Genomic DNA, 24,765 nt, shown 5'->3' on the forward strand with positions numbered 1-24,765 from the left:
ATGTCTGATCACGAGGCACCGACGACCGAGGCCCTGGGCGCCGAGGTCGCGGCGGACGACGCGCCCGAGCCCGGCGACCAGGCGCGCCAGATCGCCGAGCTGGAGGATTCCTGGCGGCGTACGGCTGCCGAGCTCGACAACTTCCGCAAGCGCTGCGCGCGCGACGTGGCCCGTGCCCGCGAGCAGGAACGGGCGGCCGTGGCCACCAGCTGGTTGCCCGTCCTGGACAACCTGGAGCGGGCGCTCGAGCACGCATCGTCCGACCCCGACTCGGTGGTCGAGGGCGTCCGGGCCGTGCTCGCGCAGGCGCTCGCCGTCCTGGCCGACCTCGGCTACCCACGTCGCGACGACAACGGCCGGGCCTTCGACCCCGCCGTGCACGAGGCGGTCAGCACCGTGTCCGGTGAAGGGCTGGTGCCCGGGACCGTGGCGCAGGTCGTACGCCCGGGCTACGGCCCCGATGACAGGCTCCTGCGTCCGGCCGCGGTCGTGGTGGCCACCAGGACATCCTGATGGCCAAGGACTTCTACGAGGTCCTCGGGGTCTCCCGCGACGCCGACCCGGCCGACATCCAACGCGCCTATCGCAGGCTGGCGCGCCAGAACCACCCGGACGTCAACAAGAGCGCCGAGGCCGAGGAGCGGTTCAAGGACATCGCCGAGGCCTACGACGTACTGTCGGATCCCGAGCAGCGCCGGCGCTACGACGCCTTCGGTGAGGACTTCCGGCGGGTCCCGCCCGACACGGATCCGGCCGCCTGGCGTCAGGCCCGGACCTACGCCGACGCCGGGGCGGGGGCGCGCGGCCGCTGGTCGTCCACGACCGGCCCGTCGGGAGGTTTCGGAGCCGGCGACTTCGGTGACGAGATCGACATCGAGGACCTGCTCGGGGGGATCTTCGGCGGGCGAGGTGGCGGCGGTCGGGTCCGCGGCGGCTGGGGGCCGGGCCCGGTCCCGGGCTCCGACCACGAAGCCGAGGTGGAGGTCTCGGTCGAGGAGGCCTACCACGGCACCGAGCGCAGCCTCACGATCACCGGTCCCGACGGGCCCCGCACGCTCGACGTCACGATCCCGGCGGGCGTGGTCGACGGTCAGCGGATCCGGCTGCGCGGCCAGGGCGGCCCCGGCAGCGGCTCGGCGGCGGCCGGAGACCTCTATCTGGTGGTCCGGATCGCCGACCACCCGCGCTACCGGGTCGAGGGTCGCGACCTGCACGCACTCCTGCCGATCGCTCCCTGGGAGGCCGCGCTGGGGGCGTCGGTGTCCATCGACACTCCCGGAGGAACCGCCACGGTGAAGGTCCCGGCGGGCTCGTCCAGCCACCGGCGGTTACGGCTCAAGGGCCGCGGCCTTCCCCACCGCCGAGGCGAGCCGGGCAACTTCTACGCCGAGCTCCAGGTCCGCCTGCCCAAGACCCTCTCCGACGAGGAGCAACGCCTCTTCGAGGAGCTCGCGAAGGTGTCCCGTTTCGACGCGAGGAGCAGACGATGACAGCGATCACGCACTTCGCTCTCGCCCGGCCCTACCGGCTCAGCCTCGAGAGCTATGCACAGGTGACCGGCGTGCATCCGGAGCTCGTCCGGCGCCTGGTCGCCCTCGGGCTGCTGGAGGTCACCCGGGACGCGCAGGGCCGCTTGTGGTTCCACCCCTCCCAGGTGAGGGAGATGGCCAGGATCCAGCGGCTGCGGATGAGCCTGAACCTCAGCTACTGCGCCATCGGGCTGGTCGTCGAGCTGCTCGACAGGATCGCCGAGCTCGAGAAGGCACAACAACGCACGGCACGACGAGGAGACGCTCCATGGACATGAACAGACTGACCCAGAAGTCGCAGGAGGCTCTGCACGACGCCCAGACCAAGGCGCTGCGCTTCGGCCACGTCGAGGTGGACGGGGAGCACCTGCTGCTCGCGCTGCTCGATCAGGCCGAGGGCCTGGTCGCGCCGCTGCTCGCCCGGGCAGGGGCCGATCCGGACCGGCTGCGCGGGGAGCTCGAGGCCGAGCTCGGCCGTCGCCCGCGGGTCAGCGGGCCGGGCGTGACTCCGGGGCAGGTGCACATCACCCAGCGGCTCTCGCGGCTGCTCGACACCGCTGACCGCGAGGCCCGCCGGCTCAAGGACGAGTACGTCTCGGTCGAGCACCTCGTGATCGCTCTGGTCGAGGAGGGCTCGGGATCAGCCGCCGGGCGGCTTCTCCACGCTCAGGGACTGACCCGGGACGGGTTCCTGGCCGCACTGACCGAGGTACGCGGTCACCAGCGGGTGACGTCGGCGACTCCCGAGGGGACGTACGAGGCGCTGGAGAAGTACGGCCGCGACCTCGTCGCCGCGGCGGAGTCGGGCAAGCTCGAGCCGGTGATCGGCCGCGACTCCGAGATCCGCCGGACCGTGCAGATCCTGTCGCGCAAGACCAAGAACAACCCCGTGCTCATCGGTGAGCCCGGCGTCGGCAAGACGGCGATCGTCGAGGGGCTGGCACAGCGGATCGCCGACGGCGACGTGCCCGAGGGCCTGCGGGACAAGACCGTGTTCGCCCTGGACATGGGGGCTCTCATCGCGGGGGCGAAGTATCGCGGCGAGTTCGAGGAGCGGCTGAAGGCCGTCCTCAACGAGGTGCAGAGCGCCGAGGGCCACATCCTGCTCTTCGTCGACGAGCTGCACACCGTCGTCGGTGCCGGCGCCGGTGAGGGGGCGATGGACGCCGGCAACATGCTCAAGCCGCTGCTCGCCCGCGGCGAGCTGCACATGATCGGCGCGACCACCCTCGACGAGTACCGCACCCATATCGAGAAGGACGCCGCCCTCGAGCGCCGGTTCCAGCCGGTCATCGTCGACGAGCCCGACGAGGAGGACGCCATCTCGATCCTGCGCGGGCTCCGCGAGCGCCTCGAGGTCTTCCACGGCGTGAAGATCCACGACGGTGCCCTGGTGGCAGCGGTGACCCTGAGCCACCGCTACATCTCCGACCGCTTCCTGCCTGACAAGGCCATCGACCTCGTCGACGAGGCCTGCGCGATGCTGCGCACCGAGATCGACTCGATGCCTGCCGAGCTCGACGAGCTCACCAGGCGGGTGACCCGGATGGAGATCGAGGAGGCCGCGCTCTCGCAGGAGGAGGACGCCGCGAGCAGGGCCCGCCTCGAGGAGCTGCGCAAGGAGCTGGCCGACGCGCGGGCCGAAGCCGATGCCCTGCGCGCACAGTGGGAGGCCGAACGCTCGGCCCTTCGTGAGGTGCAGTCGCTCCGCCAGGAGCTGGAGCAGGTGCGGCTGGAGAGCGAGCGGGCCGAGCGGGAGTACGACCTCAACCGGGCGGCGTCCCTGCGGCACGGCCGGCTGCCGGAGATCCAGCGGCGGCTGGAGGCGGCCGAGTCCCGGCTCGCCGGCAAGCAGGGCGGCCGCCGGCTGCTGCGCGAGGTCGTGACCGCCGACGAGGTCGCCGACATCGTCTCGCGCTGGACCGGCATCCCGGTCTCGCGTCTGCAGGAAGGGGAGCGCGACAAGCTGCTCCGCCTCGACGAGGTGCTCCACGAACGTGTCATCGGCCAGGACGAGGCCGTCCAGGTGGTCGCCGACGCCGTCGTCCGGGCTCGCTCGGGCATCAAGAACCCCCAGCGGCCCATCGGGTCGTTCATCTTCCTGGGCCCTACCGGGGTCGGCAAGACGGAGCTGGCCAAGACGCTGGCGGCCGCGTTGTTCGACACCGAGGAGAACATGGTCCGGATCGACATGAGCGAGTATCAGGAGCGGCACACCGTCAGCCGGCTGGTCGGAGCGCCTCCTGGCTACGTCGGCTACGAGGAGGGTGGCCAGCTCACCGAGGCCGTACGTCGCAAGCCCTACTCGGTGGTGCTGCTCGACGAGATCGAGAAGGCCCACGTCGACGTCTTCAACACGCTGCTCCAGGTGCTCGACGACGGCCGGCTGACCGACTCCCAGGGCCGGACCGTCGACTTCCGCAACACCGTCCTGATCATGACCTCCAACATCGGGTCGGAGCACCTGCTCGAGGGGGTCACCGCCGACGGCGAGATCAAGGACGAATCGCGCTCGATGGTGATGCGCACGTTGCAGTCACACTTCCGCCCGGAGTTCCTCAACCGCGTCGACGAGATCGTGATGTTCAAGCCGCTGACGCTCGCCGAGATCGAGCGCATCGTCGACCTCCAGCTCGAGGAGCTGCGCGAGCGGCTGGCCGACATGCGGATCACGCTCGAGGTCACGGCGGCGGCACGGCGCTTCATCGCCGACCAGGGATTCGACCCGGCGTACGGCGCGCGCCCGCTGCGACGGCTCATCTCCCGTGAGGTGGAGACGCAGGTCGGCCGGGCGTTGCTGCGCGGCGACGCGGCTGACGGCGGCGTGATCTCGGTCGACGTCGTCGACGGGAAGATCGCGGTGACCGCGGCCGGCACCGCCGCAGAAGAGCGGGCCGTGGCATGAGCGCGCCCACCGAGAAGTCGACGAAGGTCGAGTGCGTCAGCTGCGGGGCCAAGAACCGGGTTCCCGCGGTCGCCGAGGGTACGCCGCGCTGCGGGAGGTGCGGTACGCCGCTGCCCTGGGTGGTCGATGCCGGCGACGAGGAGTTCCACGCCGTCGTCGAGGAGTCGAGCCTGCCCGTGCTGGTCGACGTGTGGGCCCCGTGGTGCGGCCCCTGCCGGATGGTGAGCCCGGCCCTGGAGAAGCTGGCCGCGGAGCTGGCCGGCAAGCTCAAGCTGGTCAAGGTCAACGCCGATGACAACCCTGCCGTGAGCCAGAGGTTCGAGGTCCGGTCGATCCCGACGCTGGTCCTCCTCGACCACGGCGAGGTCGTCGACACACAGATCGGCGCCCTCCCGGTGCACCAGCTGCGTTCCTGGCTGGAGTCCAAGCTCCCGGGGAGGCCGTGATGACCGCCGACCCGCACCTGGGGATCATCCAGCCCGTCCCGCCACCCGCCCAGCACGTCTGTGCCGAGTGTGTGCGGCTCGGCACCCCATGGGTGCACCTGCGGCAGTGCCTGACCTGTGGCCAGGTCGGCTGCTGCGACTCCTCACCCATGCGACACGCGCGCGCTCACGCGGCCGGGACGGGCCACGTCATCGTGCGCTCGATCGAGCCCGGGGAGAACTGGAGATGGTGCTATGTCGACGAGCAGTTCGTCTGAGAGCGAGCTCGCGGACCTTCCCGAGACCCCCGACACCACCGGTGCCTACCCCCGGCTCAGCGACGAACAGATCATGCTGCTCTCGCAGTTCGGAGAGCGGAGGGCGCTGACCGAGGGCACGATGCTGTTCTGTGCGGGGGACCGCGACTGCGGCCTGTTCGTCGTGCTGGACGGCAGGGTCCGAGTCGTCCAGGAGGACGGCCCCGAGGGAGAGCCGCGGGTGATCGCCGTCCATGGCGGGGGTCGCTTCGTGGGTGACCTGTCGATCCTGACTGGGCAGGCGGTCTACGTCACCGCCGTCGCCCAGACCGACGTGGAGGTCCTCGAGGTGCCCTACGACCGGCTCAAGGAGGCGGTCACCCAGGATCAGGCGCTCGGAGATCTGATCCTGCGGGCGTTCATCCTGCGACGTACCATCCATGCCGACCTCGGCGCCGGCCTCCGGATCATCGGCTCCCGCTACTCGGCCAACACCCGTCTGCTACGGGACTTCGCGAGCCGCAACCGCATCCCGTGCCGCTGGGAGGACGTGGAGGAGGACCCCGAGGCAGAGGAGACCCTGCGGGCGTTCGGCATCCCACCCGACCAGACCCCCGTCGTGATCTGGAAGGGACACACGGTGCTGCGCAACCCCAGCACCACCGAGCTGGCCGACCTCATCGGGCTACGAGCGGCGCCGCACCGGGCGGCGTACGACCTCGTCGTGGTCGGTGCCGGCCCGGGCGGCCTGGCCGCGGCGGTCTACGCCGCCTCCGAAGGACTCTCGACGGTCGTCCTGGACGCGCTCGCCACCGGCGGGCAGGCGGCCACGTCGTCCCAGATAGAGAACTACCTCGGTTTCCCGGCCGGGATCAGCGGAGCCGAGCTGGCCGACCGCGCCGTGGTGCAAGCACGAAAGTTCGGCGCCGTCTTCAGCATCCCCGGCGAGGCGACCTCGCTCACCCGGGCCGACGGCTATCACCTGGTCGGCCTGGCGGAGGGGGACCCTCTCATCGCACACGCCGTGCTCGTCGCCACGGGTGTGCGCTACCGGCGTCTCGACGTCCCGGGTGCCGACCGCCTCGAGGGCGGCAGCGTCTACTACGCGGCCACCGAGTTCGAGGCGCGGCTGTGCCGGCAGGACCCGGTCACCGTCGTGGGCGGCGGGAACTCGGCCGGCCAGGCGGCCTGCTTCCTGGCCCGTCAGTCTCCGGTGGTCAACCTGGTCATCCGCCACGACGACCTGGGCAGGGACATGTCCCGCTATCTGGCCGACCGCGTCGAGCAGTCGCCCCGCATCAAGGTCTGGCGCAACAGCGAGGTGCGCGAGCTCATCGGGGAGAACGCGCTCGAACAGGTGCTGGTCCGCCACCTCCACTCGGGGCAGGAGCACCGCGTCGCGACGACAGCCCTGTTCGTGATGATCGGAGCGGCCCCGCACACCGGGTGGCTCCAGGGAGCGATCCCGCTGGACGCGAAGGGTTTCATCCTCACCGGGTCCGAGTCCGGGGCCGACGGCTGCGACGGCATGTTCGAGACCCGCCGCCCGGGCGTGTTCGCCGTGGGCGACGTACGCAGCGGCTCGGTCAAGCGCGTCGCCTCTGCCGTCGGCGAGGGCTCGGTCTCGATCCGCCACGTCCATGAGTTCCTGGAAGCCGAGGGACGTCGGTGAGGCATGCCGCCCGCCGAGAAGACACCAGATCAGGAGGAACAGATGACCACCTACAAGGTCGGCTACTTCGTCGGAAGCCTGTCGTCGACGTCGATCAACCGCATCCTGTCCAGGGCCCTCATCCGGGTGGCCCCGGACGACCTGGAGTTCAGCGAGATCCCGATCGGCAACCTGCCGCTGTACAGCCCGGACTTCGACGACGACTACCCGCCGGCGGCCCGATCGCTCAAGGAGTCGATCGCTGCCGTCGACGCGGTCCTCTTCGTCACCCCCGAGTACAACCGCTCCATCCCCGGGGCGTTGAAGAACGCGATCGACTGGGCGTCCCGACCCTGGGGACAGAACTCCTTCGACCACATCCCGGCCGCGGTGATCGGAGCCTCCATCGGCCAGATCGGCACCGCCATGGGTCAGCAGACCCTGCGCGGCGTGCTCAGCTTCTGCAACGCTCGCCAGATGACCTCGCCCGAGGCGTACATCCAGTACTCTCCCGACGTCTTCCGGGATGACGGCGAGATCACCGTCGACTCCACCGAAGAGTTCCTCCGCGGCTACATGGCCGAGTTCCGCACCTACATCGACATGGTCCTCACCGTCCTGCCACGCCGACGAGGTTGACGGGCGCCGGTCACCCCTGCCGTGCGCGCTGAGGCGACTCCTGGCGGTACGTGTAGGCGGCGGCCCGGACCACCTCGTCGCTCTCCAGACCCGCCCCGAGAGCGCCGCCCAGGGTGGCGAGAGAGCTGGTTAGCCACGCCAGCTTCAGGTAGTCGCCGGCTCCTACGGCATGCCCGATGCCCTCCTCGAGCAGCTGGGCAGGCACCAGGACCGGTGAGGTCGCGAGCGCGAGCAGGAGCAGCGCGACGTAGAGGAAGAGCACACCCAGAACGACCGTCGCCGTGGTGGCCAGGTTGAAGAGGGTCACCTGCTTGCGACCGGCCGGATGCGACGTACGCTCCCACAGCCCGGCCCCCGCGATCAGCGCGATCGAGATCCCGGCGAGCGAACCGACCCCGATCGCCGAGAGCCGGACCCAGCCGAGCGCGGCGCTCAGCTGCCAGATGTCGGGGGTGACGAGGGCCAGCACCGCCGTCGCCAGGGCCGCGGTCAGCGCTCTCGACAGTCCGATCGCGAGTCTCCACGGCTGGTTGGCCCGGATCATCCCGGTCAGGAGCCGCAGGTTGCCGCTGAGGACTCTCGCGGTGAACATCACGCCGCCGTCCTCGTCCGGCTCCTGGCTCCTGCCGAGCTGGCTGGCGCGGCGTCCGAGCCCGGTGACACGGCCCGAGATGTCGCGATCCGCCGTGTCCCCGAGCAAGGTCCGCACGAGCCCGACGACCGTGTCACGGGTGCGTCGGCGCAGTCCGACGGCGCCGAGCGCCGGCAGGCACACCACAGCCACGCCGTGCAGGGGACTCGCGTGAGCCACCACCGGTCGCCGTTGGGCCTGCAGCGGCAGATCGGTGAGACAGACGACCAGGTCCCAGTCCTCCTTCAGGAGCCGGTCCCTCGCCGCCGCGACGATGGCTGCGTCGTCGGAAGGTGGATGCACGAGGGCGTCGACCACGATGAACTCCCGCCACCGGACGGTCGGCAGGTGAAGGCTCAGCTCGGCGTGCAGGTCCTCGGCGAGCACCGAGGAGAGCTCGGTGGCCGACCCCGGAGCCGAGATGATTCCGATCACCACCTCCTCGGCGCTCATGGGGAAGCCTGGTTGCGCCCTTGGTCTCCACCTTCGTGCGTCATGGTGCAAGTCTCCGGTCAGCACGCGGCGGGAAGCAAGGGACCCTCCTCGGAGAAGCCGACTCGGACGAGCCGCTCAGCGGACCGAGCGGATCGCGTTCTCGATGAGGGCGAGGGTCTCGCGCGGATGCGACTGGAGCGCGACGTGCGACGACCTCACCCTCACGGTCTTGGCCCCGGCCCGCTGCGCCATGAACTCCTGCGCGGCCGGCGGGATGGCCTTGTCCGCCGTTGCCACCAGGTACCAGGACGGAATGGTCTTCCACGCCGGCTCGCCGGAGGGTTCGGTGAACGCGGCCAGCGAGAACGGACGCTGGGAGGCCTGCATCACCCGCGTCGTGCTGCGGGGGAGGTCACCGGCGAAGGCGTCGTGGAAGATGTCTGCCTTCAGGTAGAGATCGACACCGACCTCGCCGCCGGGCAGCGGGTAGGGGCGGGTGTCCAGGGCGTCCTCGGTGATCAGAGTGCCGGGGAACTGCTGGGCGAGCTGGGCGACCGGCTCGTGGGCGTCGGGAGCGAAGGCGGCGATGTAGACCAGGGCCTTGACGTTCGGCAGACCGGTCGCCGCATTGCTGATGACGGCGCCGCCGTAGGAGTGGCCGACGAGGACGACGGGACCCGGGATCGTCTCGAGGATGCTGCGCAGGTACGCCGCGTCGGAGGCGAGTCCACGCAGCGGGTTCGCCGGCGCGATGACGGGGTAGCCCTTCTGGGTGAGGTCCGCGACCTCGGCCTGCCAGCCCGAGGCGTCGGCCCAGGCACCGTGGACCATGACGATCGTGGGCCTGGTGCCCGTGGCCGAACCGTGCTGGCCCGTCCTGTCGGGCGCGTGCCCGGTCGCCGAGGCGCCGCTGCCCGTCGTCGCGAGCATCGAGCCCGTGACGATGATGGCCACGAGCGTCGCCACGAGGGCGCGACCGCGGTGGAGGGTGAACTTCATCTCGGGTGTCCTTTCCGTACGTGGGTGGTGGGTGCGGCGCGATGCCTACAGGTCGATCGCCTTGGCGGCGCGCTTGATCAGGTCGGCGACCGCTTCGGGCTGCGAGACGTAGACGGAGTGGCTGGCGGCGACCGTCTCGACGGCTGCGCCGGCCCGGGTGGCCATGCCTTCCTGGGCGGCGGGCGGGATCATCCGGTCAGCGGTGGCGATGACGTACCAGCTGGGCTTGGACTGCCACGCCGGTTCGGTGACGGCGGTGCTCAGCGCCGCTCCACCCCAAGGGGTCTGGGAGTCGGCCAGGAACCGGGCCTGGTCGGCCGGGAGGTCCGCGGCGAAGGCCTCGTGGAAGCGGTCACGGTCGAGCACGAGCGAGCCGTCCTTGCGGGGGACGATCGGCGGGGCCGGCGTATCCGGGTCGGGCTCGCCGAGCATGGAGGCGACGGACTCTCCGGCGTCGGGCGCGAACGCCGCGACGTAGACGAGGCCGGCCACCTGCGGGTGCGTGCCCGCCTCGGTGATCACGACACCGCCGTACGAGTGCCCCACGAGCAGCACGAGTCCGTCCTGGGCCTCGATGACCTGATGCACCTCGATCACGTCCTCGGCGAGGGACCGCGTCGGGTGCTGGGTGACCGCGACGTCGAGACCGTCACGGGTGAGGATGTCGTGGATCGGCTGCCATCCGGATCCGTCCACGAACGCTCCGTGGACCAGGACGACGGTCGGGTTGTCGTTGCTCATCTGTTCTCCTTGATGTCGGAATGGGTGAGAGGTCGTCGGACGGCGCGGCCGAGGATGGCCCGGGTGGCGCGACGGCTGAGGATGGAGCAGTTGGAGAGTCGGCTGAGGATCGAGCAGTTGCTCTGGTGGCTGAGGACGGAGCAGTTGCTCTGCGAGCTCAGCATCGACATCGCCGACATCCAGGACCCGATCGAGCCGACGGAGAGTACGGCGCCGATGGATCCCACCGAGGCGATTGAGCCGATGCTGCCGACCGACAGGATGGAGCCCTGCGAGCAGATCGAGAGGAACGAGTTCTCGGAGCGGTAGGACAACATGTCGGTGGACTCTCAGGCCGTCGCGGACAGGGAGGCGGTCAATGGCTGCGGTGGAGCCACCCGAGTCACGGTGACCGCGAAGAGGAGGAGGCCGGCGGCGGTGAGCGCCAGACCGGCCCAGGCGGTCGAGAGAGCACCCCATCCGGCGTCGAGGACGAGGGCACCGGCGACCGCGCCGAGCGCGTTGGCGAGGTTGAGCGCGGCGAGGTTCACCGCCCCCATCAGGGTCGGCGCCTCGGGTGCGTACCGGGTCAGGAGGACCTGGATCGTCGGTATCGCCATCATCGTCGAGGCACCGACTCCGAGCAGGCACGGCAGCAGGACGGCAAGGTTCTCGCCTCCGAGGGCGATGACGGCCAGGAAGACCATCACGACGGCATAGCCCAGGATCAGGCCTCGAAATTCGTACTGGTCGGCGAGACGGCCACCGATCCAGTTTCCCAGGGCCATGCCGACCCCGAAGACCGCCAACGCCACCGGGATCCAGGACTCGTCGGCCGCGACAGCGTCGGTGATGTACGGACCGATGAAGGTGTAGACGGCGAAGATGCTGGAGATACCCAGTGCGGCGACGGCCATCGTCGCCCACACCATGGGCCGTCGCAAGGCACCGAGCTCCTGCCTGACCGAGCCGCCGGCGAGTGCGCTGGTCCGGGGAACGAAGACCCAGATGGCGACTCCGGCCAGCAGGCCGATCACCGAGACGACGACGTACAGCGCCTGCCATCCGACCTGTTGCCCGAGGAAGGTGCCCAGGGGAGAGCCGAAGATCGTCGCGACCGTCAGGCCCGCCATCACCGTCGCGAACGCCTTGCCGCTCTTGCCCGGGCCGTAGGCGTACGCGGCCACCACCGCTCCGGCGCCGAAGAACGCGCCCTGGACGGTGCCGGTGATGAAGCGGGCCACGATGAGGACACCGAGGCCGGAGGCCGCGGCCGAGAGCAGGTTGCCGACGATGAAGAGCACGACCAGGCCGAGGAGGAGCGAGCGCCGGTTGAGTCTGGCCGCCGCGATGGTGAGCACAGGCGATCCGATGACCACGCCGAGGGCGTAGGCGGTGATCGCGTTCGTCGCGGTCGGTACCGAGACACCGAGATCGGCGGCGAAGAGCTGGACGATGCCGTTGCTCCCGAACTCGCCGGACCCGATCGCGAAGGTGCCGAGCGCCAGCGAGAAGAGGATGAGCGCGTCGCGCTGTTTCGGGCCCTGCGCCGGATGTCGGCTCTCCGCGGCTCGGCATTGCGCGTGATAGGCCTGTTCGTGCATCGTCTGTCCTCTTCTACGCGTAGGTCCGGTCGAACGGAACCTACGAAGTCCCACTGGACGGTCCGTGGAGATTTTGTGGAGCACGGCTCTTCGCAGACGGGTGCGGTGGGCTCGACGTACGCCTAGGCTGATGCCGAGGGCCCGATACGTGTCGGGGTGCGGGCCAACCTCCTGCGCCCTTAGGACCCCACGATGGAAGACTCCTCGATCGCCGAGAGATCGGATCCGCGGAGTTCCGTGCGCCTGCAGCTCCTCGGCCCGTTGCGTGCCTACCGCGACGACGTCGAGCTGGAGACCGGCCCGCCGCAGCAGGGATACCTGCTGGCCCTGCTCCTGGCGAGGGCGGGCCGACCGACGAGCATGTCCGAGCTCGTCGATCTCCTCTGGGAGGAGAACGTCCCGATGTCGGCGGTCAACACCGTCCAGAAGTACGTCGGGACCATCCGCCGCATGCTCGAACCCGATCTTCCGGCACGCGAGGCAGGGAGCTTCATCGCCCGCAGAGGTGGCGGGTACGCCTTCGTCGGACCGACCGCCACGGTGGACCTGATCGAGTTCAGGTCGCACGTAGACAGCGCCAAGACCCACCTCGCCTCGGGCCGTCACGACGAGGCCGTCGACGAGTACGCCCACGCACTCGGTCTCTGGCACGGTCCGGCCGGCGACGGTCTCGGCCCGAGCGTGAGCGCCTCACCACTGTTCGCGAGCATCAACGAGGAGTTCTTCGACGCCTGCGTCGCGGTGGGGGAGCTGGCCCGGACCCAGCGGCTCGCGACCCGGATCCTTCAGCCGCTGCGCCTGGCCGCATGGATGGCACCGCTGAACGAGCCCGTACAGGCCGGCCTGATGACGGCCCTCGCCATCGCCGACAAGCAGGCCGAAGCACTCTCCGTCTTCGAGACCGTCAGGGCACGGCTGGCCGACGACCTCGGGGTGATCCCCGGCGAGGCGCTGCAGGCCGCCCGGACGCGCGTCGTGCAGCACGCCCGCGCCCGCAGCGACCAGCAGAGCGAGCAGGGCAGGAGTGCACCACTCGTCGGCCGTGGCGAGGAACGCGCGCTGCTGGCCCGGTCGCTCGAGTCGGCGGTAGCGGGGAACGCGGCCCTGATCATGGCCGAAGGCGAACCAGGGGCGGGCAAGACGTCTCTCTTCGCCGAGTTCGGCCAGGACGCAGAGCGCCGGGGCGCGCTCGTCGTGTGGGGACGTTCCCTGGACCACGAGGGTACGCCGGCACTGTGGCCATGGACCCGTCTCATCTCCGACCTGTTGGCGAGCCAGCCGGAGCCCGTCCGCGCAGGCCTGGCCAGCGGCGAGATCCGACGCCTCATCGACCCGCGCCCGGACAACCTCCTCGGTGGCGCGGTGCTCCCCGACAGCGGTGCTCAGTTCCGTCTCTTCGAGCAGGCCGTCGACCTCATCAGGAGAGCTGCCGCCGAGCGTCCGGTCGTGCTGGTCATCGATGACCTGCAATGGGCCGACGTCGCGTCGCTGCAGCTGTTCCTGCACGTTGCGACCCAGCAGCCGGATGGCGTCGTCCTCGCCGGTCTCCTACGCGATCGGGCTCCCGCCCCGGGCGACGGGCTGAGCGGAATGCTCGCGGCGGTCGGGCGTCTGCCTCATCACCAGCGCATCCGGATCGGCCCGCTCCAGCCGACCGAGGTGGGCGAGCTCGTCCGACGCGAGACCGGGCTGGCTCCGAGCCCCTCTGTGGCTCGCTCCATCCAGGCGCGCACCGAGGGCAACCCGTTCTTCGTACGTGAGCTCGCCCGTCTCCTCGCCGACAGCGATCTTGATGCCGCGGCCGGTGCGGACGCCCTGGCCCGCACCGGTGTCCCGTCCACGGTGCGCGACATCGTGCGAGACCGTCTCGCCGGCCTCGACCACGAGGCGAGGCGGCTCGTGGAGATCGCGGCGCTCATCGGGCGGGAGGTGGACGTCCGTCTGCTCGCTCGTGCCGCCGGAGTGGGGATGGCGGCCTGCTCGGCGCTGCTTGCCACCGCCGACTCGCAGGGCTTGCTGGAGCCGGCCGAGGACCGACCGCTCTCCGTGCGGTTCGTGCACGACCTGGTGCGTGAGTCGGTGCACCAGACGACCTCGCGGCTGCTCTCGACCGGTCGGCTGCACCTGCAGATCGCCGATGCGTTGGAGGGGATCCACGGAGACGACGAGGCGGTCACCGAGCGACTCGCCCACCACCTGTGGCTGGCCGGGCCGTACGCGGACCCGACACGCACCACGACCGCCCTGGTCCGCGGCGGGCGACGAGCCGTTGCGCAGTCCGCCTTCGACGCGGCGGTTCCGCATCTCGAGGCCGCCGCCGGCATCGCCCACTCTGCCGGTCTGCTCGAGCTGGAGCTGTCCGCGCTCTCACAGCTCGTCGCGGTGATCGGGATGCAGACGGGCTACATGGGCAGCGCAGATGCGACCTTCGACCTGCTCGAGCGAGCCGAACGGGCCGCTCGAGGCCTCGGTCGAGAGCGAGAGGCGGCGGACTTCCTCTTCTCCCACTGGGCCGCCCACTCGCAAGCCATCCAGCTCGACCGCAGCGGTCAGCTGGCTCACCGGCTCCTCGCTGAGAGCGAGCGGTCCGAGGACACGGTCGTGCAGGCGTACGGCCGGCACGCGTGGGGGATTCATCAGTGGGACGTCGGAAACATCGGCGAGGCGTATCGGCACCTCAGCGAGTCGAACGCCGTCGTCGCCGAGCGGGCGAAGTCGATCGAGCAGGACCAGTTGCGGCACGATCTGCAGCTGCTGTCGCCGGCGATGCTAGCGCTCAACACCGCGCTGCACGGCAAGGTCGGTGAGGCCCGCGGCATGTTCGACCGAATCGAGAGCGACGCCGGCAACCACTCCTACGATGTCACCGTGTGGTCCGCGTTCGCGGTCACGGCCGCCGCGCTGATGGCGGATCCGTCCTGGGCCCTTCGCGCAGCCGAACGAGGGATCGCAGCGGATCCGGAGTATGCGTTCCGCTTTCTCGGCGCCTACCAGCGGCTGGGGCGGTGCTGGGCGTACGTCGTCACCGGGCGGGACGCCGATCGGTCCCTGGCCGAGGCAGAGGCGCTGATCGAGTCGAACCTGGCCGACCCACCACGATCCGGCCTGACCACGTGGTTGGCACTGCTCAGCGAGATGTATCTGGCAAGCGGGCGGGTTCAGGAGGCTGCGGACGCCCTCCGACGCGCTGACGCGTCCATCGAGGCTCACGGACAACGCTACGCGGCCGCCTTCGTCCAACTGATGCACGCGAAGCTGAGGCGCGCGCTCGGGGACCCGCTGGAAGCCGTGCACGAGGCCGTGGGACGGGCCCGAGCGACGGCGATCACCCAGCAGGCGTACCTGTTCGTGCATCGCTCGGACGACTTCCTCGGGCTCGCTCGCAGCTCGTGAGCCATCTTGCGGCCGGGTGCTCATCCAGCCCGACGGCATGCCGCGGGGGTCCGGCGCAGCTCCACGTTGTCCCTCACGATCCCGCGGTCGACCCAGCTGTTGCGGGCCACCGAGAAGTTGCCGGCGTAGGAGTTTCTGAGCACGCGCAGGGACCGCACGTGATTGCCGACGACGCGGAGGTTGTTGCACGTCTTGTTGTCCCTGACCATCAAGGTCCCGCGGTTGTCGCGTACGACGAGATTGTTGGCGATCGACATCTCGCAGATCGCCACGTTGCGGGAGTTGCGGACCATGAGATTTCGTCCGGCGACCGGGTCCACGCGGCATCCGGCGGCCCCGATGGTGACGCGCTCGACGACGTTGCGGACGTGGATGTTCCGGCCGACGTTCGTGTCGGTGATGCTGACCGCCCTCGGTGCACCGGTGGTGCGGACGTTGCCGGTGATCCTGGAGCTGGTGATCACGCAGCGGGCGCCGTCAGGGATGACGACGTGGCGGAACGTCCGGTGGTGGTAGCTGCCGTCGCAGACGAGGTCGGGCGGCAGCGCCTGGGCGCTGAGGACCGGCCCCAACATGGGGGCGAGCGCGCCGATGAGAAGGAAGACGACGAGCTGCTTCATGTGAACCCTCCGAGTCCGGGCGATGTGTGTCTTCATGACGCGCCAACGAGAACATGTGTTGCACTGGCTCGCCCATGCTGGTGACGAACCTTCGTGGAAGTGCCATGGTGGACCCATGGCCGACGAAGACATCATCAACAGGATCAGCGCGCTCGTGGATGAGGAGCACCAGCTCCGGACCGGGTCGGGCGCCGACACTCAGCGGCTCGGCGAGCTCGAGACCCAGCTCGACCAGTGCTGGGACCTGCTCCGCCAGAGGCGCGCCAAGCGGGAGTTCGGCGAGCCCGAGTCCGAGGCGCACGTACGTCCTCCGGAGACTGTGGAGAAGTACCTCTCCTGACGCACACGAGCCGCCATCGACTGGGCGATGACGGCTCGTGCGGGCCGCGTGCCGACTGCGGAAGTAACCGGCAGTCAGCAGGCGGTTCGTGCTCAGATGTCGTAGTTCTGATGTCTCCGCAGGTCAGAGCGACTTGAGGGCTTCTCGGTACACATTCAGTACACATCACGCTGACTTCGCTTCCTTGGCGGTGTACCCGAAGGCAGCGTCAACGGCCTTCTTGGTGCGGTCAAAGGACGACGGCATGAGATGTGTGTACGTCCGCAAGGTGAAGCCTGGGTCGGAGTGCCCGAGGTAAGTGGACAGTGCCTTGAGGTTCTCGCCCGCGTCGAGAAGCACGGACGCGTACCAGTGGCGTAGCGCGTGCATTCCGTTGCGGCGCTCCTCTGATCCGCTGGACTCGAGAAGATCGCCGAGACGGCCAAGGCCGACGCCCTCGCCGCAGCCGCCGACGGCATCGTCGAGACCCTGCAGGACGTCGTCAAGCAGGCACAGCACGACATCGCGGAGGCCCGCGCGGTGATCGGCAACCGGATCACCGAGGCCAGCGCCTCCGGCCTCAACCCGGACGGCCACTGGCAGCACGCCCGCGCACAGGAGGCCTTCGCACGGGTCGACCTCGCCCGGCGCTGCTGGGTGACCCTGGCCCGCCAGCTCGGCCGCGCGAACTGGCGCGGCGGCCACGCCGAGGAGCTGCTCATCATCGCTGACCTCGACCTCGACAGCCTCGCCGAGATCGCCCAGCGCGTCCGCCTCGCCCGCACCCGAGGGGGCGTCGGCGCGAGCCGTGAGAACTTCGACGCGCGAACTGTGGTCGAGGCGGGGCACGCCGTCGACCTGGCCGACTTCACCGGCTTCCGTGAGCGTCTCGACCGGGTAGCCGAGGAGGCCGAGCGTCAGCGCGACGCGGCACGGGAGCGGTTCCGTCAGGAGGTCCGCCAGGGCGGCGTGATGGCGCTGCCCTCCTAGGAGGAGCCAGGCTCGACCACGGGCGCGGGGTCAACGTCACCGGGCGAGGCATGGGCATGGCCTCGACGCGCACCCCGGATCGAAGGTGGACAGCGGACTCAGACCGCAGTGACCCACCTGCCCCGCGCCCCTGGGCGGGTCCCCCTCCCCGTGCCCCCGCCCGCCTCTCTCGGCATAGGCGGGCTTCTCTCCCCGATGAATCCAGCGGAAGGAAATATCTATGACCACGAGCCGATCGGCGAGCGTCCTGCAGGCCTCAGCCAGCGGTGACCGCGGCGAGGTCCTGCGAGCGCTGCAGGAGCGCCTCGCGCGTGCCCTGGACGACCCGAAGACCGCGGCACATGCGTTGCCGCCGCTGGCCAAGCGCCTACTAGAGGTCGGCGAGCAGATCGAGGCTTATGCGGCAGACGGTCCCGGATCGGTCGTCTCGGCCTCGGCGGATGAGCCCTGGGACGGGAGGGCCTGAGGATTCCCGTCGTCCGTCTCTGGGGCCGAGCCGGGCTCGTCGAACAGCTCGTAGGAGTTCTTCGTAAGGACCGACCGTTCGTGGGCGGTAATGACCCTCATTCGGACGCTAGTCACTCCCGGGAAATTTGACGCCTCATCACGAATCTGAGAGATCGGCACCCACCAGGTTGCGAAGTCGCCGGGGCTGATTGTGTGTGGAAGGTCGGGCCCGAAGTGCCAGCCTCCCCAGCCCATCTTGAAACTGAACCGCGACAACAGCCCCCGGCTTGGCGGAAGGTCGGGGACGACGTCGTAGTACCTCACCACTAGCGGAGCACGGCCGATGTTCCAGACGTCGATCCCGATGAACGCCTTATGCCCCTGCGTAGGAACACGGATCATCCGCTCTGCCCCCTCCTCGTCGATGCTGAGGGCGACCGTCAATATGCACTTCGCCCGCCCCTTGGACAGCAGCCAAGAAGAGATGTTCCAGCCCAGGGCCAAGCAGGCAACGACCAGGCTCAGCAGACTCAGAACGAAGGCGGCGGTCGGCATGTGGCGAACGATGCCGCGCGCCGCATGCCGGCCGGAGCGAGCCGGACGCCCGCTTCCTCAGAATCTGGTACGTCCTGCCCGACGTCCTTCCGCGTCGCCGACTCGCTTTGCGAGCGTGACCCGCTATGGAACCGGGCTTGATAGCTGGAGGCACGTTGTGAAAGAGGAGAGCAAGATCGCTTGGCAGTCGGCGCGGCTCGCTGCAGCGTCGGCCCTGATTGGAGCTCTCATCGGGGCCGGGGGAACGGCCTGGGTGAACGATCAGAACCTAGATGCACAGCGCGAGACGCAGGCGATTGAAGCCGATCGCGAGCTCGATGCCAAGGTGCGGGATCAACGCCGACCGGTCTACGTCGAGTTTAGTGATGCCGCCAACGAGTGGGCGTCACGGCAGGCAACAGTGGCGAAGTGCGCCAACCTAAAGGCATGTCGATATGACCAGTCCGATCTCGATGATTCTCGATACCGCCTTCAGGGAGCCATAAATGACATGCATATATACGGCAGCGCCGAAGGCGTGGTCTCCGCGATCGTCGTCGCGTCCACCTTGCCACCGACCCTCACCGAAGGGTCAGCGGACAGTGCGGTGGTCGGCGAGGTGGACGAAGACAGCTTTCAGACCGCGATCGTCGGCTTCCATCAGCAGATGTGTGTAGATCTCGCATACGCCCCGGAAGAATGCGACCGCCTCGACTAGATGAATCGCGACGACGACATCAGAGATCGATTCTCGCGGCACTAGCGAGGCGGAGGTCCCGGCTACCTCGCCTGCTCGATCGTCTCGAAGATGTCGGCGTCGGTCTCGCGCTGCCACTCCGGCATGTCCGCCCAGTCGGCGACATAGGAGGGCTTCGGGTCGGGGAAGTGCTTGAAGATCTGCCCGGTCCAGCAGATCGCTACGAACCGGCTCTTCTGCTCACGGGTGAGCTTGGCCGTCGCGCCGCCTGAGGTCTCGACGAAGGCCCGGACCTGCTCATGGACCGCCGCCGCGCTCGCGCGCTCCCAGTCCGGCGTTTCCTCCCACGGGGCCACGTAGCCCGCTTTGGGCTCTCCTGGGTAGTGCTTCCGGACTCCGGCAATCCATGCCTCACGAAAGACACGTCCCTGGTCGACCGACAAAATCTTCTCCTTCATCGTTGTCATGACGTCGTCGAGAACGACGCCAACTTCTGGCTGAGATGGTTCACCCGCGGCTCGCCCATCAGCGGCGTGAGCTGCTTGTTCAGGCCGGTGAGCTTGCGTTCCACCCAACCCGAGCCGGTGGTCTGGGCGACCTCGACCGCGGCGTCGGCATGGACGACGAGCTTGTCGAGGTCGCCCTGCTGCAGCCCGAGAGACGCGAGGTCGGTCAAGACGCCGCCGCGTCGACGGGCGGAGATGTCCATGCTCAGCGCGGTGTCGAGCGCCTGCTCGGCGAGGTCGGCCCGCTGCAGCGTGACGTAGCAGGCGCCGCGCTCCTCGGGGAGGCGTGAGCCGTCGAAGCGAAGCCAGCCGTTCGTGTGAATCTGGCCGGTCAGGTGGTGGACGTCGTCGGCGTGATCGAGGGCGCGCTGGCAGGCGGCGAGATCGCCGAGCCCGGCATGAACTTGAGCCTGGACGGTGCTCACCCAGAACCGAGTCGACAGACCCGTGTCACCTTTGGACGCGACTCCTGCGGCCAGGTCGAGCATGGGCCGGGCGTCGGCGTGCTGGTGCTCGTAGACCCCGATGAAGGCATGCCTGGTCAACGCGGTCGCCCACAGGTCGTGCGCGCCGGCTTCCTTTCCGGCCGAGGCGGCCAGGGTGTAGCAGTGCGCCGCGTCGGTGTAGCGGTTGCTGTCGAAGAAGATCTCCCCGGCGAGCTGGAAGAGGTCGGCGATCAGGGAGCAGAGCGCCCGGTGAACCGCCTCGCTATGCGTGCGCTGCAGGGCCGAGACCAGCACGCCGAGATGCTCGCGTACGAGCGGGTAGGTATGCCGCTTGGTCTTCGCCAGAGCGAAGACGCGCCACAGGTGGCCGTTGAGGGCGGCGTACTCGTCGAGGGTCTCCGGATCGACCCGGCCGACGTGCTCGATACGTTCCCAGTCGATGCCGTCCTCGAGCCCGGCCATCGCGATCAGGGTTCCGGCCATCGTCATCAGCCGCAGCAGCTCACGGCGGCTCAGATCGTCGAACTCCGGAGCGTGCCCCTGATCCGAGACGATTTTCTCCACCGCCGCTGCAGGTGGCACGAGCGCGACCTGACGCTCAGTTAGGGCTGCCTCGAACCGGAGGCGGGCGGCGGAGTCGGCGCGGTCTAGAACGGTGTCGAGCATGGCCTGCATGTGTGGCCGCGGCACCCGGGCCGAACCGGCCGCCTCCCACTTCGAGATCGTGCGCGCCGGGATGCCTAGGAGGTCGGCGAAGTCACGCAGGCTCAGCCGCAGCGCCACCTTGCGCAGCAGCCGCGCCTCTGCCCCCGTCCACGTCTCCACCTCCGGCATTGAATCAGGTTTGAGCAGCGAAGGGCAGGGCAAGGGCAGCGGAAGGGCAGCATTCGAACGTTCCGACGCCCCCGCGATCTGAGCAGGGTTGAGAATGACACCCGGCACCGACCGAACGACGAACCCCGAGGCAGGCGATCGAGTCTCCCGCGAGATCCTCCCCAACGGGTCCTGACGAGTCACCGGTGCCGGGGGTCAGCAATTCAACAGCCGTCCCCACCCTGACAGCACGGAGCACCGGCGTGAGTTCATCAGCCAGCGGAAGACGACGAGGAGGGCCCGGACGGCCTCGCCTCCTGCCCCAACACCACTCAGGCACCCCGCGTGAGCAGATCCTCGACGCGGCAGCCCGCCTGTTCACCACCAAGGGATTCGCCGCCACCTCGACGCGCGAGATCGCCGAGGCGGTCGGGATACGTCAGGCCTCGCTCTACTACCACTTCGCAGGCAAGGACGAGATCCTCTCCGAGCTGCTCAGCCAGACCATCCGGCCCACCGTGGACGGCGTCGCCAGGATCGAGTCCCTCACCGACGACCCCGACACGGCTCTCTACCTCCTCGCGCTGACCGACGTACGCACCTTGGCCCGGGCTCCGCACAACATCGGCTACCTCGCCCCCGACGTCACCCAGGTCGAGGGCTTCGAGGACTTCACCGCCGCCCGCGACGATCTGGCTGCCACCTACGCTCGGCTGGCGGAGCCGATCACCTCACCTGACGCCCTGGGCAGGCTGGGCGCCGCACGGCTCGGCGAGCAGCTGGTCCACACGGTCGAGGAGGCCATCGTCCTTCGCAACGCCGGCCGCCGGATCGGCCTAGACGAGGCCGTCTGGATCGCCTCGTCATGCCTGCGTCTGTGCGGCGCGGAGCAGGCTCGCATCGAGCTGGCCAAGAAGACCGCCGAGACCCTCCTGGACCGGGTGGACACTCCGGAGTACGAAGGCTGACGTTTGCCTCTCAGAGGCACTCCAGGGGCAGCGGGGAGGGAGCAGGCATGTCCGGTTGGAGCAAAGACTGAGCCCCTCTCCGGAATCAGACCGGGAGGGGCTCAGTACACATTGAGTACACATTGCAACCGTCTGCGACCATTGCCAACCAACTCAACTCAACGGTTGAAGAAGCAGGTCAAGTCGCGCTTTCAACGATTGCCAACGCGAGTCAACGCTCTACGGCCTAGATGTCGTAGTAGAGCTCGAACTCGTGCGGGTGCGGGCGGAGCTGGATCGGGAGGATCTCGTCGTTGGTCTTGTAGTCGATCCAGGTCTCGATCAGGTCGGGGGTGAAGACGTCGCCCACGGTGAGGAAGTCGTGGTCGTTCTCCAGGGCCGACAGGACGGCACCGAGGGAGGTCGGCACCTGGTTGATCTCGGCCATCTCGTCCGGCGGCAGCTCGTAGATGTCCTTGTCGATCGGAGCGGGCGGCTCGATCTTGTTCTGGATACCGTCGATGCCGGCCAGGAGCAGGGCCGAGAAGGCGAGGTACGGGTTCGAGGACGGGTCCGGGAACCGGGTCTCGACGCGCTTGGCCTTCGGGTTCGTGCCCGTGATCGGGATGCGGACCGCGGCGGAGCGGTTGCGCGAGGAGTAGACCAGCGAGATCGGAGCCTCGAAGCCCGGCACCAGGCGGTGGAAGGAGTTCACGGTCGGGTTGGTGAACGCCAGCACCGACGGGGCGTGCTTCAGGATGCCGCCGATGTACCAGCGGGCCATGTCGGAGAGGCCGCCGTAGCCGGTCTCGTCGTAGAACAGCGGCTCGCCGGCGTTCCAGATCGACTGGTGGACGTGCATGCCCGAGCCGTTGTCACCGAAGACCGGCTTCGGCATGAAGGTGACCGTCTTGCCGGCCTCCCAGGCGGTGTTCTTGACGATGTACTTGAACTTCATGACATCGTCGGCAGCCTTGAGCAGCGTGTCGAACTTGTAGTTGATCTCGGCCTGGCCGGCGGTGCCGACCTCGTGGTGGGCGCGCTCGACGAGCAGGCCGGAGGCCTCGAGGTTCTTGACCATCGTGTCGCGCAGGTCGGCGAAGTGGTCGGTGGGGGAGACCGGGAAGTAGCCGCCCTTGTAGCGCGTCTTGTAGCCCAGGTTGTCCGAGCCGTCGGGGTTCTTGTCGGCACCCGAGTTCCACCAGGCCTCGACGGAGTCGATCTTGTAGAACGACTCGCCCTCGGAGGTGTTGTAGGCGACCTTGTCGAAGATGAAGAACTCCGCCTCGGGGGCGAAGAAGGCGGTGTCACCGATGCCGGTCGAGGCGAGGTACGCCAGGGCCTTGCGCGCGATGTTGCGCGGGTCGCGAGAGTAGGCCTCCCCGGTGATCGGGTCGTGCACGAAGTACATCAGCGCGAGGGTCTTCGCGGCGCGGAACGGGTCGATGTACGCAGTCGTGACGTCCGGGTAGAGCGCCATGTCGGACTCGTTGATCGTCTGGAAACCACGGATCGACGAACCGTCGAAGGCCATCGGCTCCAGGTTGAACGACGACACCGGCACCGTGAAGTGCTGCTGGACGCCAGGCAGGTCGACGAAACGGATGTCGACGAACTCGACCCCCTCGTCAGAGATGAACTTCAAGAGCTCGTCGTCAGTGCTGAACATCAATCCTCCTTGGCTCACCCGGGCGGGAAGAGCCAGATAGGTCTCTCGCGATCGAGGCCGGACCCTCATGGATCCGACCGTGCCACGCAAATTACGAAGGGACGGTTGCACAGGAGTGTCGCAAATGTTTCAGGCGTGTAACAGGTTGTGTGATTTGATCGGCAACCATCCCGGATCTCACCCCTCAAGACGTTGCCGCCTACCCTTACGACGTGACCAGTTCCGCCACTCCTGCGACGCCCACTCTGCCTTATGACACCGCGAGCTGGGGCAGGCGCGTCCTGGCACTCTTCGTCGACTGGCTCGCGTCGTCCCTGGTCGCCTCGGTCTTCCTCGGCGTCCGGGCGCTGCCGTTCGGCTCGCTGCTCGCCGGTGTCGACCCGCGGCCGACCGACAACCTGTGGATCCTGGTCGTCTTCGTCGTGCAGACGGCGGTCTTCACCACCCTCGGCGGCGGCTCCTTCGGCAAGCTCGTCACCCGGCTGCGTACGGTGCGGGTGACGGCGGGCGAGCCGGACGTGCGCCCGCTCGATCCGCTGCGGAGCATCGCTCGTCAGATCCTGGTCGTCCTCGTCGTACCGCCGCTGGTCTTCCGTCCTGACCGGCGTGGGCTGCACGATCTGGCGGCCGGCACCGCAACCGTCACGCTCGAGACCTATCGACACGTGTTTCGCCGGGTGAGTTGAGAGGCTTCCGAGGGTAGGTTGGACCGGTCAGCCGCAAGCAGCGGCAAACACGAAGGGAAGCTCAATGACGCTCAACCGTACTCTCGGGCCACGTGGCCTCTGGCGCCGCGCCGCTGTGGCGGGCGTGCTGGCCGTATCGCTCTCGGGCCTGGTGGCCTGCGGCGGTGGTGGGGCCGGCAGCGCCAGCGAGGGTGACTCGGTCTCGGCCGAGGACATGACCGAGGTGATGAAGAAGGCGACCGACATCGACACCGCCCACTTCACCACGAAGATCGACGCGAAGGCCTCGGGGCAGACGGTCTCGATGACCGGCGAGGGCGACATCCAGAAGGAGCCGCCGGCGCAGCACTCCACCATGAAGATGAGCGGTGGCTCGATGGACATGGATCTGGAGACGATCCTTGTCGACGAGAAGATCTACATCAAGGGCATGATGGGCGACTCGTGGATGACCGCGAGCGCCGAGGATCTCGCCAAGATGGGCGGCACCAGCCTGGAGTCGATGAGCAACCCGCTCGCCTTCTTCGAAGGGATGGAGGAGTCGATCAAGTCCTCCAAGTTCGTGGGTGAGGAGAAGGTCGACGGCGTCGACACCAAGCACTACAGCTTCACCGTCGACTCCGCGGGGCTCGCCAAGAGCCTCGGCTCCGACAGCACCAGCGGCCTGCCCAAGACGATCGACCAGGAGATCTGGGTCGATGGCGACGGCCTGCTCCGCAAGGCCGAGGTCGGCATGGGCGACACGGGCACCGTCGAGATGGTGCTCTCCAAGCACGGTGAGGACGTGTCCATCGAGGCGCCTCCCGCCGACCAGGTCACCGACATGCCGAGCATGGCCGGCTGACCACCAGTTCGTACGCACCGGGCCGGTCTCCGAAAGGGGACCGGCCCGGTGTCGTTTCG

27 protein-coding genes are annotated in these 24,765 nt (G+C 68.8%); 16 read left to right on the top strand and 11 right to left on the bottom strand.

Annotated elements, in window-relative coordinates:
* The 8 genes from ACZ6WN_RS26665 to ACZ6WN_RS26700 are packed head-to-tail and all read left to right on the top strand — an operon-like array spanning window position 1 to window position 7,406.
* Window positions 1-513, top strand: a complete 513-nt coding sequence (locus ACZ6WN_RS26665; RefSeq protein ID WP_465869080.1) for a nucleotide exchange factor GrpE — start codon at window positions 1-3, stop codon at window positions 511-513.
* The gene (locus ACZ6WN_RS26670; RefSeq protein ID WP_465869081.1) at window positions 513-1,490 is read left to right on the top strand and encodes a DnaJ C-terminal domain-containing protein; all 978 of its coding nucleotides are present in this window, start codon (window positions 513-515) and stop codon (window positions 1,488-1,490) included. The genes ACZ6WN_RS26665 and ACZ6WN_RS26670 overlap by 1 nt, the downstream gene beginning before the upstream one ends.
* Window positions 1,487-1,807 carry a chaperone modulator CbpM gene (locus ACZ6WN_RS26675; protein ID WP_378866193.1) on the top strand — a complete coding sequence of 107 codons (321 nt, stop codon included), beginning with the start codon at window positions 1,487-1,489 and terminating at the stop codon, window positions 1,805-1,807. The genes ACZ6WN_RS26670 and ACZ6WN_RS26675 overlap by 4 nt, the downstream gene beginning before the upstream one ends.
* Window positions 1,798-4,434, top strand: coding sequence for an ATP-dependent chaperone ClpB (gene clpB, locus ACZ6WN_RS26680; protein WP_465869082.1), 2,637 nt, complete (start codon window positions 1,798-1,800; stop codon window positions 4,432-4,434). Before ACZ6WN_RS26675 ends, clpB begins: the two co-directional genes overlap by 10 nt.
* Window positions 4,431-4,880 carry a thioredoxin TrxC gene (gene trxC, locus ACZ6WN_RS26685; RefSeq protein ID WP_465869084.1) on the top strand — a complete coding sequence of 150 codons (450 nt, stop codon included), beginning with the start codon at window positions 4,431-4,433 and terminating at the stop codon, window positions 4,878-4,880. Before clpB ends, trxC begins: the two co-directional genes overlap by 4 nt.
* Entirely contained in the window at window positions 4,880-5,137 is a 258-nt protein-coding gene (locus ACZ6WN_RS26690) for a UBP-type zinc finger domain-containing protein (RefSeq protein ID WP_465869085.1), read from the top strand. The genes trxC and ACZ6WN_RS26690 overlap by 1 nt, the downstream gene beginning before the upstream one ends.
* On the top strand, window positions 5,115-6,788 hold the full coding sequence (locus ACZ6WN_RS26695; protein ID WP_465869086.1) for an FAD-dependent oxidoreductase: 1,674 nt from the start codon (window positions 5,115-5,117) through the stop codon (window positions 6,786-6,788). The genes ACZ6WN_RS26690 and ACZ6WN_RS26695 overlap by 23 nt, the downstream gene beginning before the upstream one ends.
* A 42-nt stretch (window positions 6,789-6,830) precedes the next feature.
* On the top strand, window positions 6,831-7,406 hold the full coding sequence (locus ACZ6WN_RS26700) for an NADPH-dependent FMN reductase (protein ID WP_378866207.1): 576 nt from the start codon (window positions 6,831-6,833) through the stop codon (window positions 7,404-7,406).
* Between the two features lie 10 nt (window positions 7,407-7,416).
* Here ACZ6WN_RS26700 and ACZ6WN_RS26705 read toward each other — a convergent pair whose 3' ends face one another.
* From ACZ6WN_RS26705 to ACZ6WN_RS26725, 5 genes are all read right to left on the bottom strand, one after another.
* Window positions 7,417-8,490: a hypothetical protein gene (locus ACZ6WN_RS26705; protein WP_465869087.1), complete on the bottom strand. Its 1,074-nt coding sequence runs from the start codon at window positions 8,488-8,490 to the stop codon at window positions 7,417-7,419.
* A gap of 117 nt (window positions 8,491-8,607) precedes the next feature.
* Window positions 8,608-9,471, bottom strand: coding sequence for an alpha/beta fold hydrolase (locus tag ACZ6WN_RS26710; RefSeq protein WP_465869089.1), 864 nt, complete (start codon window positions 9,469-9,471; stop codon window positions 8,608-8,610).
* A 45-nt stretch (window positions 9,472-9,516) separates the two neighbouring features.
* The gene (locus tag ACZ6WN_RS26715; RefSeq protein WP_465869090.1) at window positions 9,517-10,212 is read right to left on the bottom strand and encodes an alpha/beta fold hydrolase; all 696 of its coding nucleotides are present in this window, start codon (window positions 10,210-10,212) and stop codon (window positions 9,517-9,519) included.
* Window positions 10,209-10,529, bottom strand: coding sequence for a hypothetical protein (locus tag ACZ6WN_RS26720; RefSeq protein WP_465869092.1), 321 nt, complete (start codon window positions 10,527-10,529; stop codon window positions 10,209-10,211). The genes ACZ6WN_RS26715 and ACZ6WN_RS26720 overlap by 4 nt, the downstream gene beginning before the upstream one ends.
* 12 nt (window positions 10,530-10,541) lie before the next feature.
* Window positions 10,542-11,795, bottom strand: a complete 1,254-nt coding sequence (locus ACZ6WN_RS26725) for an MFS transporter (protein ID WP_465869093.1) — start codon at window positions 11,793-11,795, stop codon at window positions 10,542-10,544.
* A 237-nt stretch (window positions 11,796-12,032) separates the two neighbouring features.
* On the opposite strand from ACZ6WN_RS26725, the gene ACZ6WN_RS26730 reads away from it, so the two are divergent.
* The gene (locus ACZ6WN_RS26730) at window positions 12,033-15,188 is read left to right on the top strand and encodes an ATP-binding protein (protein WP_465869095.1); all 3,156 of its coding nucleotides are present in this window, start codon (window positions 12,033-12,035) and stop codon (window positions 15,186-15,188) included.
* 20 nt (window positions 15,189-15,208) lie between these two features.
* On the opposite strand, the gene ACZ6WN_RS26735 is transcribed toward ACZ6WN_RS26730, so the two are convergent.
* Window positions 15,209-15,808, bottom strand: coding sequence for a hypothetical protein (locus tag ACZ6WN_RS26735; protein ID WP_465869096.1), 600 nt, complete (start codon window positions 15,806-15,808; stop codon window positions 15,209-15,211).
* A gap of 115 nt (window positions 15,809-15,923) precedes the next feature.
* Here ACZ6WN_RS26735 and ACZ6WN_RS26740 point away from each other — a divergent pair, with 115 nt between their 5' ends.
* The gene (locus tag ACZ6WN_RS26740) at window positions 15,924-16,148 is read left to right on the top strand and encodes a DUF2630 family protein (protein ID WP_465869097.1); all 225 of its coding nucleotides are present in this window, start codon (window positions 15,924-15,926) and stop codon (window positions 16,146-16,148) included.
* A 165-nt stretch (window positions 16,149-16,313) separates the two neighbouring features.
* Here the strand turns inward: ACZ6WN_RS26740 and ACZ6WN_RS26745 are convergent, their stop codons facing one another.
* The gene (locus tag ACZ6WN_RS26745; RefSeq protein ID WP_465869099.1) at window positions 16,314-16,646 is read right to left on the bottom strand and encodes a tyrosine-type recombinase/integrase; all 333 of its coding nucleotides are present in this window, start codon (window positions 16,644-16,646) and stop codon (window positions 16,314-16,316) included.
* A gap of 21 nt (window positions 16,647-16,667) precedes the next feature.
* Here ACZ6WN_RS26745 and ACZ6WN_RS26750 point away from each other — a divergent pair, with 21 nt between their 5' ends.
* Entirely contained in the window at window positions 16,668-17,117 is a 450-nt protein-coding gene (locus ACZ6WN_RS26750) for a hypothetical protein (protein WP_465869100.1), read from the top strand.
* Between the two features lie 220 nt (window positions 17,118-17,337).
* A complete protein-coding gene (locus tag ACZ6WN_RS26755; RefSeq protein ID WP_465869101.1) occupies window positions 17,338-17,583 on the top strand; it encodes a hypothetical protein in 246 nt (81 codons plus the stop codon).
* On the opposite strand, the gene ACZ6WN_RS26760 is transcribed toward ACZ6WN_RS26755, so the two are convergent.
* Window positions 17,514-18,119 carry a hypothetical protein gene (locus tag ACZ6WN_RS26760; RefSeq protein ID WP_465869103.1) on the bottom strand — a complete coding sequence of 202 codons (606 nt, stop codon included), beginning with the start codon at window positions 18,117-18,119 and terminating at the stop codon, window positions 17,514-17,516. The two genes, ACZ6WN_RS26755 and ACZ6WN_RS26760, sit on opposite strands and share 70 nt — an antisense overlap.
* A gap of 115 nt (window positions 18,120-18,234) precedes the next feature.
* On the opposite strand from ACZ6WN_RS26760, the gene ACZ6WN_RS26765 reads away from it, so the two are divergent.
* On the top strand, window positions 18,235-18,816 hold the full coding sequence (locus ACZ6WN_RS26765; protein WP_465869105.1) for a hypothetical protein: 582 nt from the start codon (window positions 18,235-18,237) through the stop codon (window positions 18,814-18,816).
* A gap of 62 nt (window positions 18,817-18,878) precedes the next feature.
* Here ACZ6WN_RS26765 and ACZ6WN_RS26770 read toward each other — a convergent pair whose 3' ends face one another.
* Complete coding sequence (locus tag ACZ6WN_RS26770; RefSeq protein ID WP_465869107.1) at window positions 18,879-19,151, bottom strand: hypothetical protein; 273 nt, start codon at window positions 19,149-19,151, stop codon at window positions 18,879-18,881.
* Window positions 19,152-19,258: 107 nt separating this feature from the next.
* Complete coding sequence (locus tag ACZ6WN_RS26775; RefSeq protein ID WP_465869109.1) at window positions 19,259-20,572, bottom strand: helix-turn-helix domain-containing protein; 1,314 nt, start codon at window positions 20,570-20,572, stop codon at window positions 19,259-19,261.
* 251 nt (window positions 20,573-20,823) lie between these two features.
* Between ACZ6WN_RS26775 and ACZ6WN_RS26780 the strand changes: the two genes are divergently transcribed.
* Window positions 20,824-21,528 carry a TetR/AcrR family transcriptional regulator gene (locus ACZ6WN_RS26780; RefSeq protein ID WP_465869110.1) on the top strand — a complete coding sequence of 235 codons (705 nt, stop codon included), beginning with the start codon at window positions 20,824-20,826 and terminating at the stop codon, window positions 21,526-21,528.
* Window positions 21,529-21,754: 226 nt separating this feature from the next.
* Here ACZ6WN_RS26780 and glnA read toward each other — a convergent pair whose 3' ends face one another.
* Window positions 21,755-23,176: a type I glutamate--ammonia ligase gene (gene glnA / locus ACZ6WN_RS26785; RefSeq protein WP_465869111.1), complete on the bottom strand. Its 1,422-nt coding sequence runs from the start codon at window positions 23,174-23,176 to the stop codon at window positions 21,755-21,757.
* Between the two features lie 212 nt (window positions 23,177-23,388).
* On the opposite strand from glnA, the gene ACZ6WN_RS26790 reads away from it, so the two are divergent.
* Together ACZ6WN_RS26790 and ACZ6WN_RS26795 are read left to right on the top strand one after the other, a co-directional pair.
* Entirely contained in the window at window positions 23,389-23,862 is a 474-nt protein-coding gene (locus ACZ6WN_RS26790; RefSeq protein ID WP_465869112.1) for an RDD family protein, read from the top strand.
* A 64-nt stretch (window positions 23,863-23,926) separates the two neighbouring features.
* The gene (locus ACZ6WN_RS26795) at window positions 23,927-24,706 is read left to right on the top strand and encodes an SCO4651 family lipoprotein (RefSeq protein ID WP_465869113.1); all 780 of its coding nucleotides are present in this window, start codon (window positions 23,927-23,929) and stop codon (window positions 24,704-24,706) included.
* The last annotated feature ends 59 nt before the right edge of the window (window positions 24,707-24,765 follow it).

This window comes from Nocardioides sp. NPDC054178, assembly GCF_055585005.1.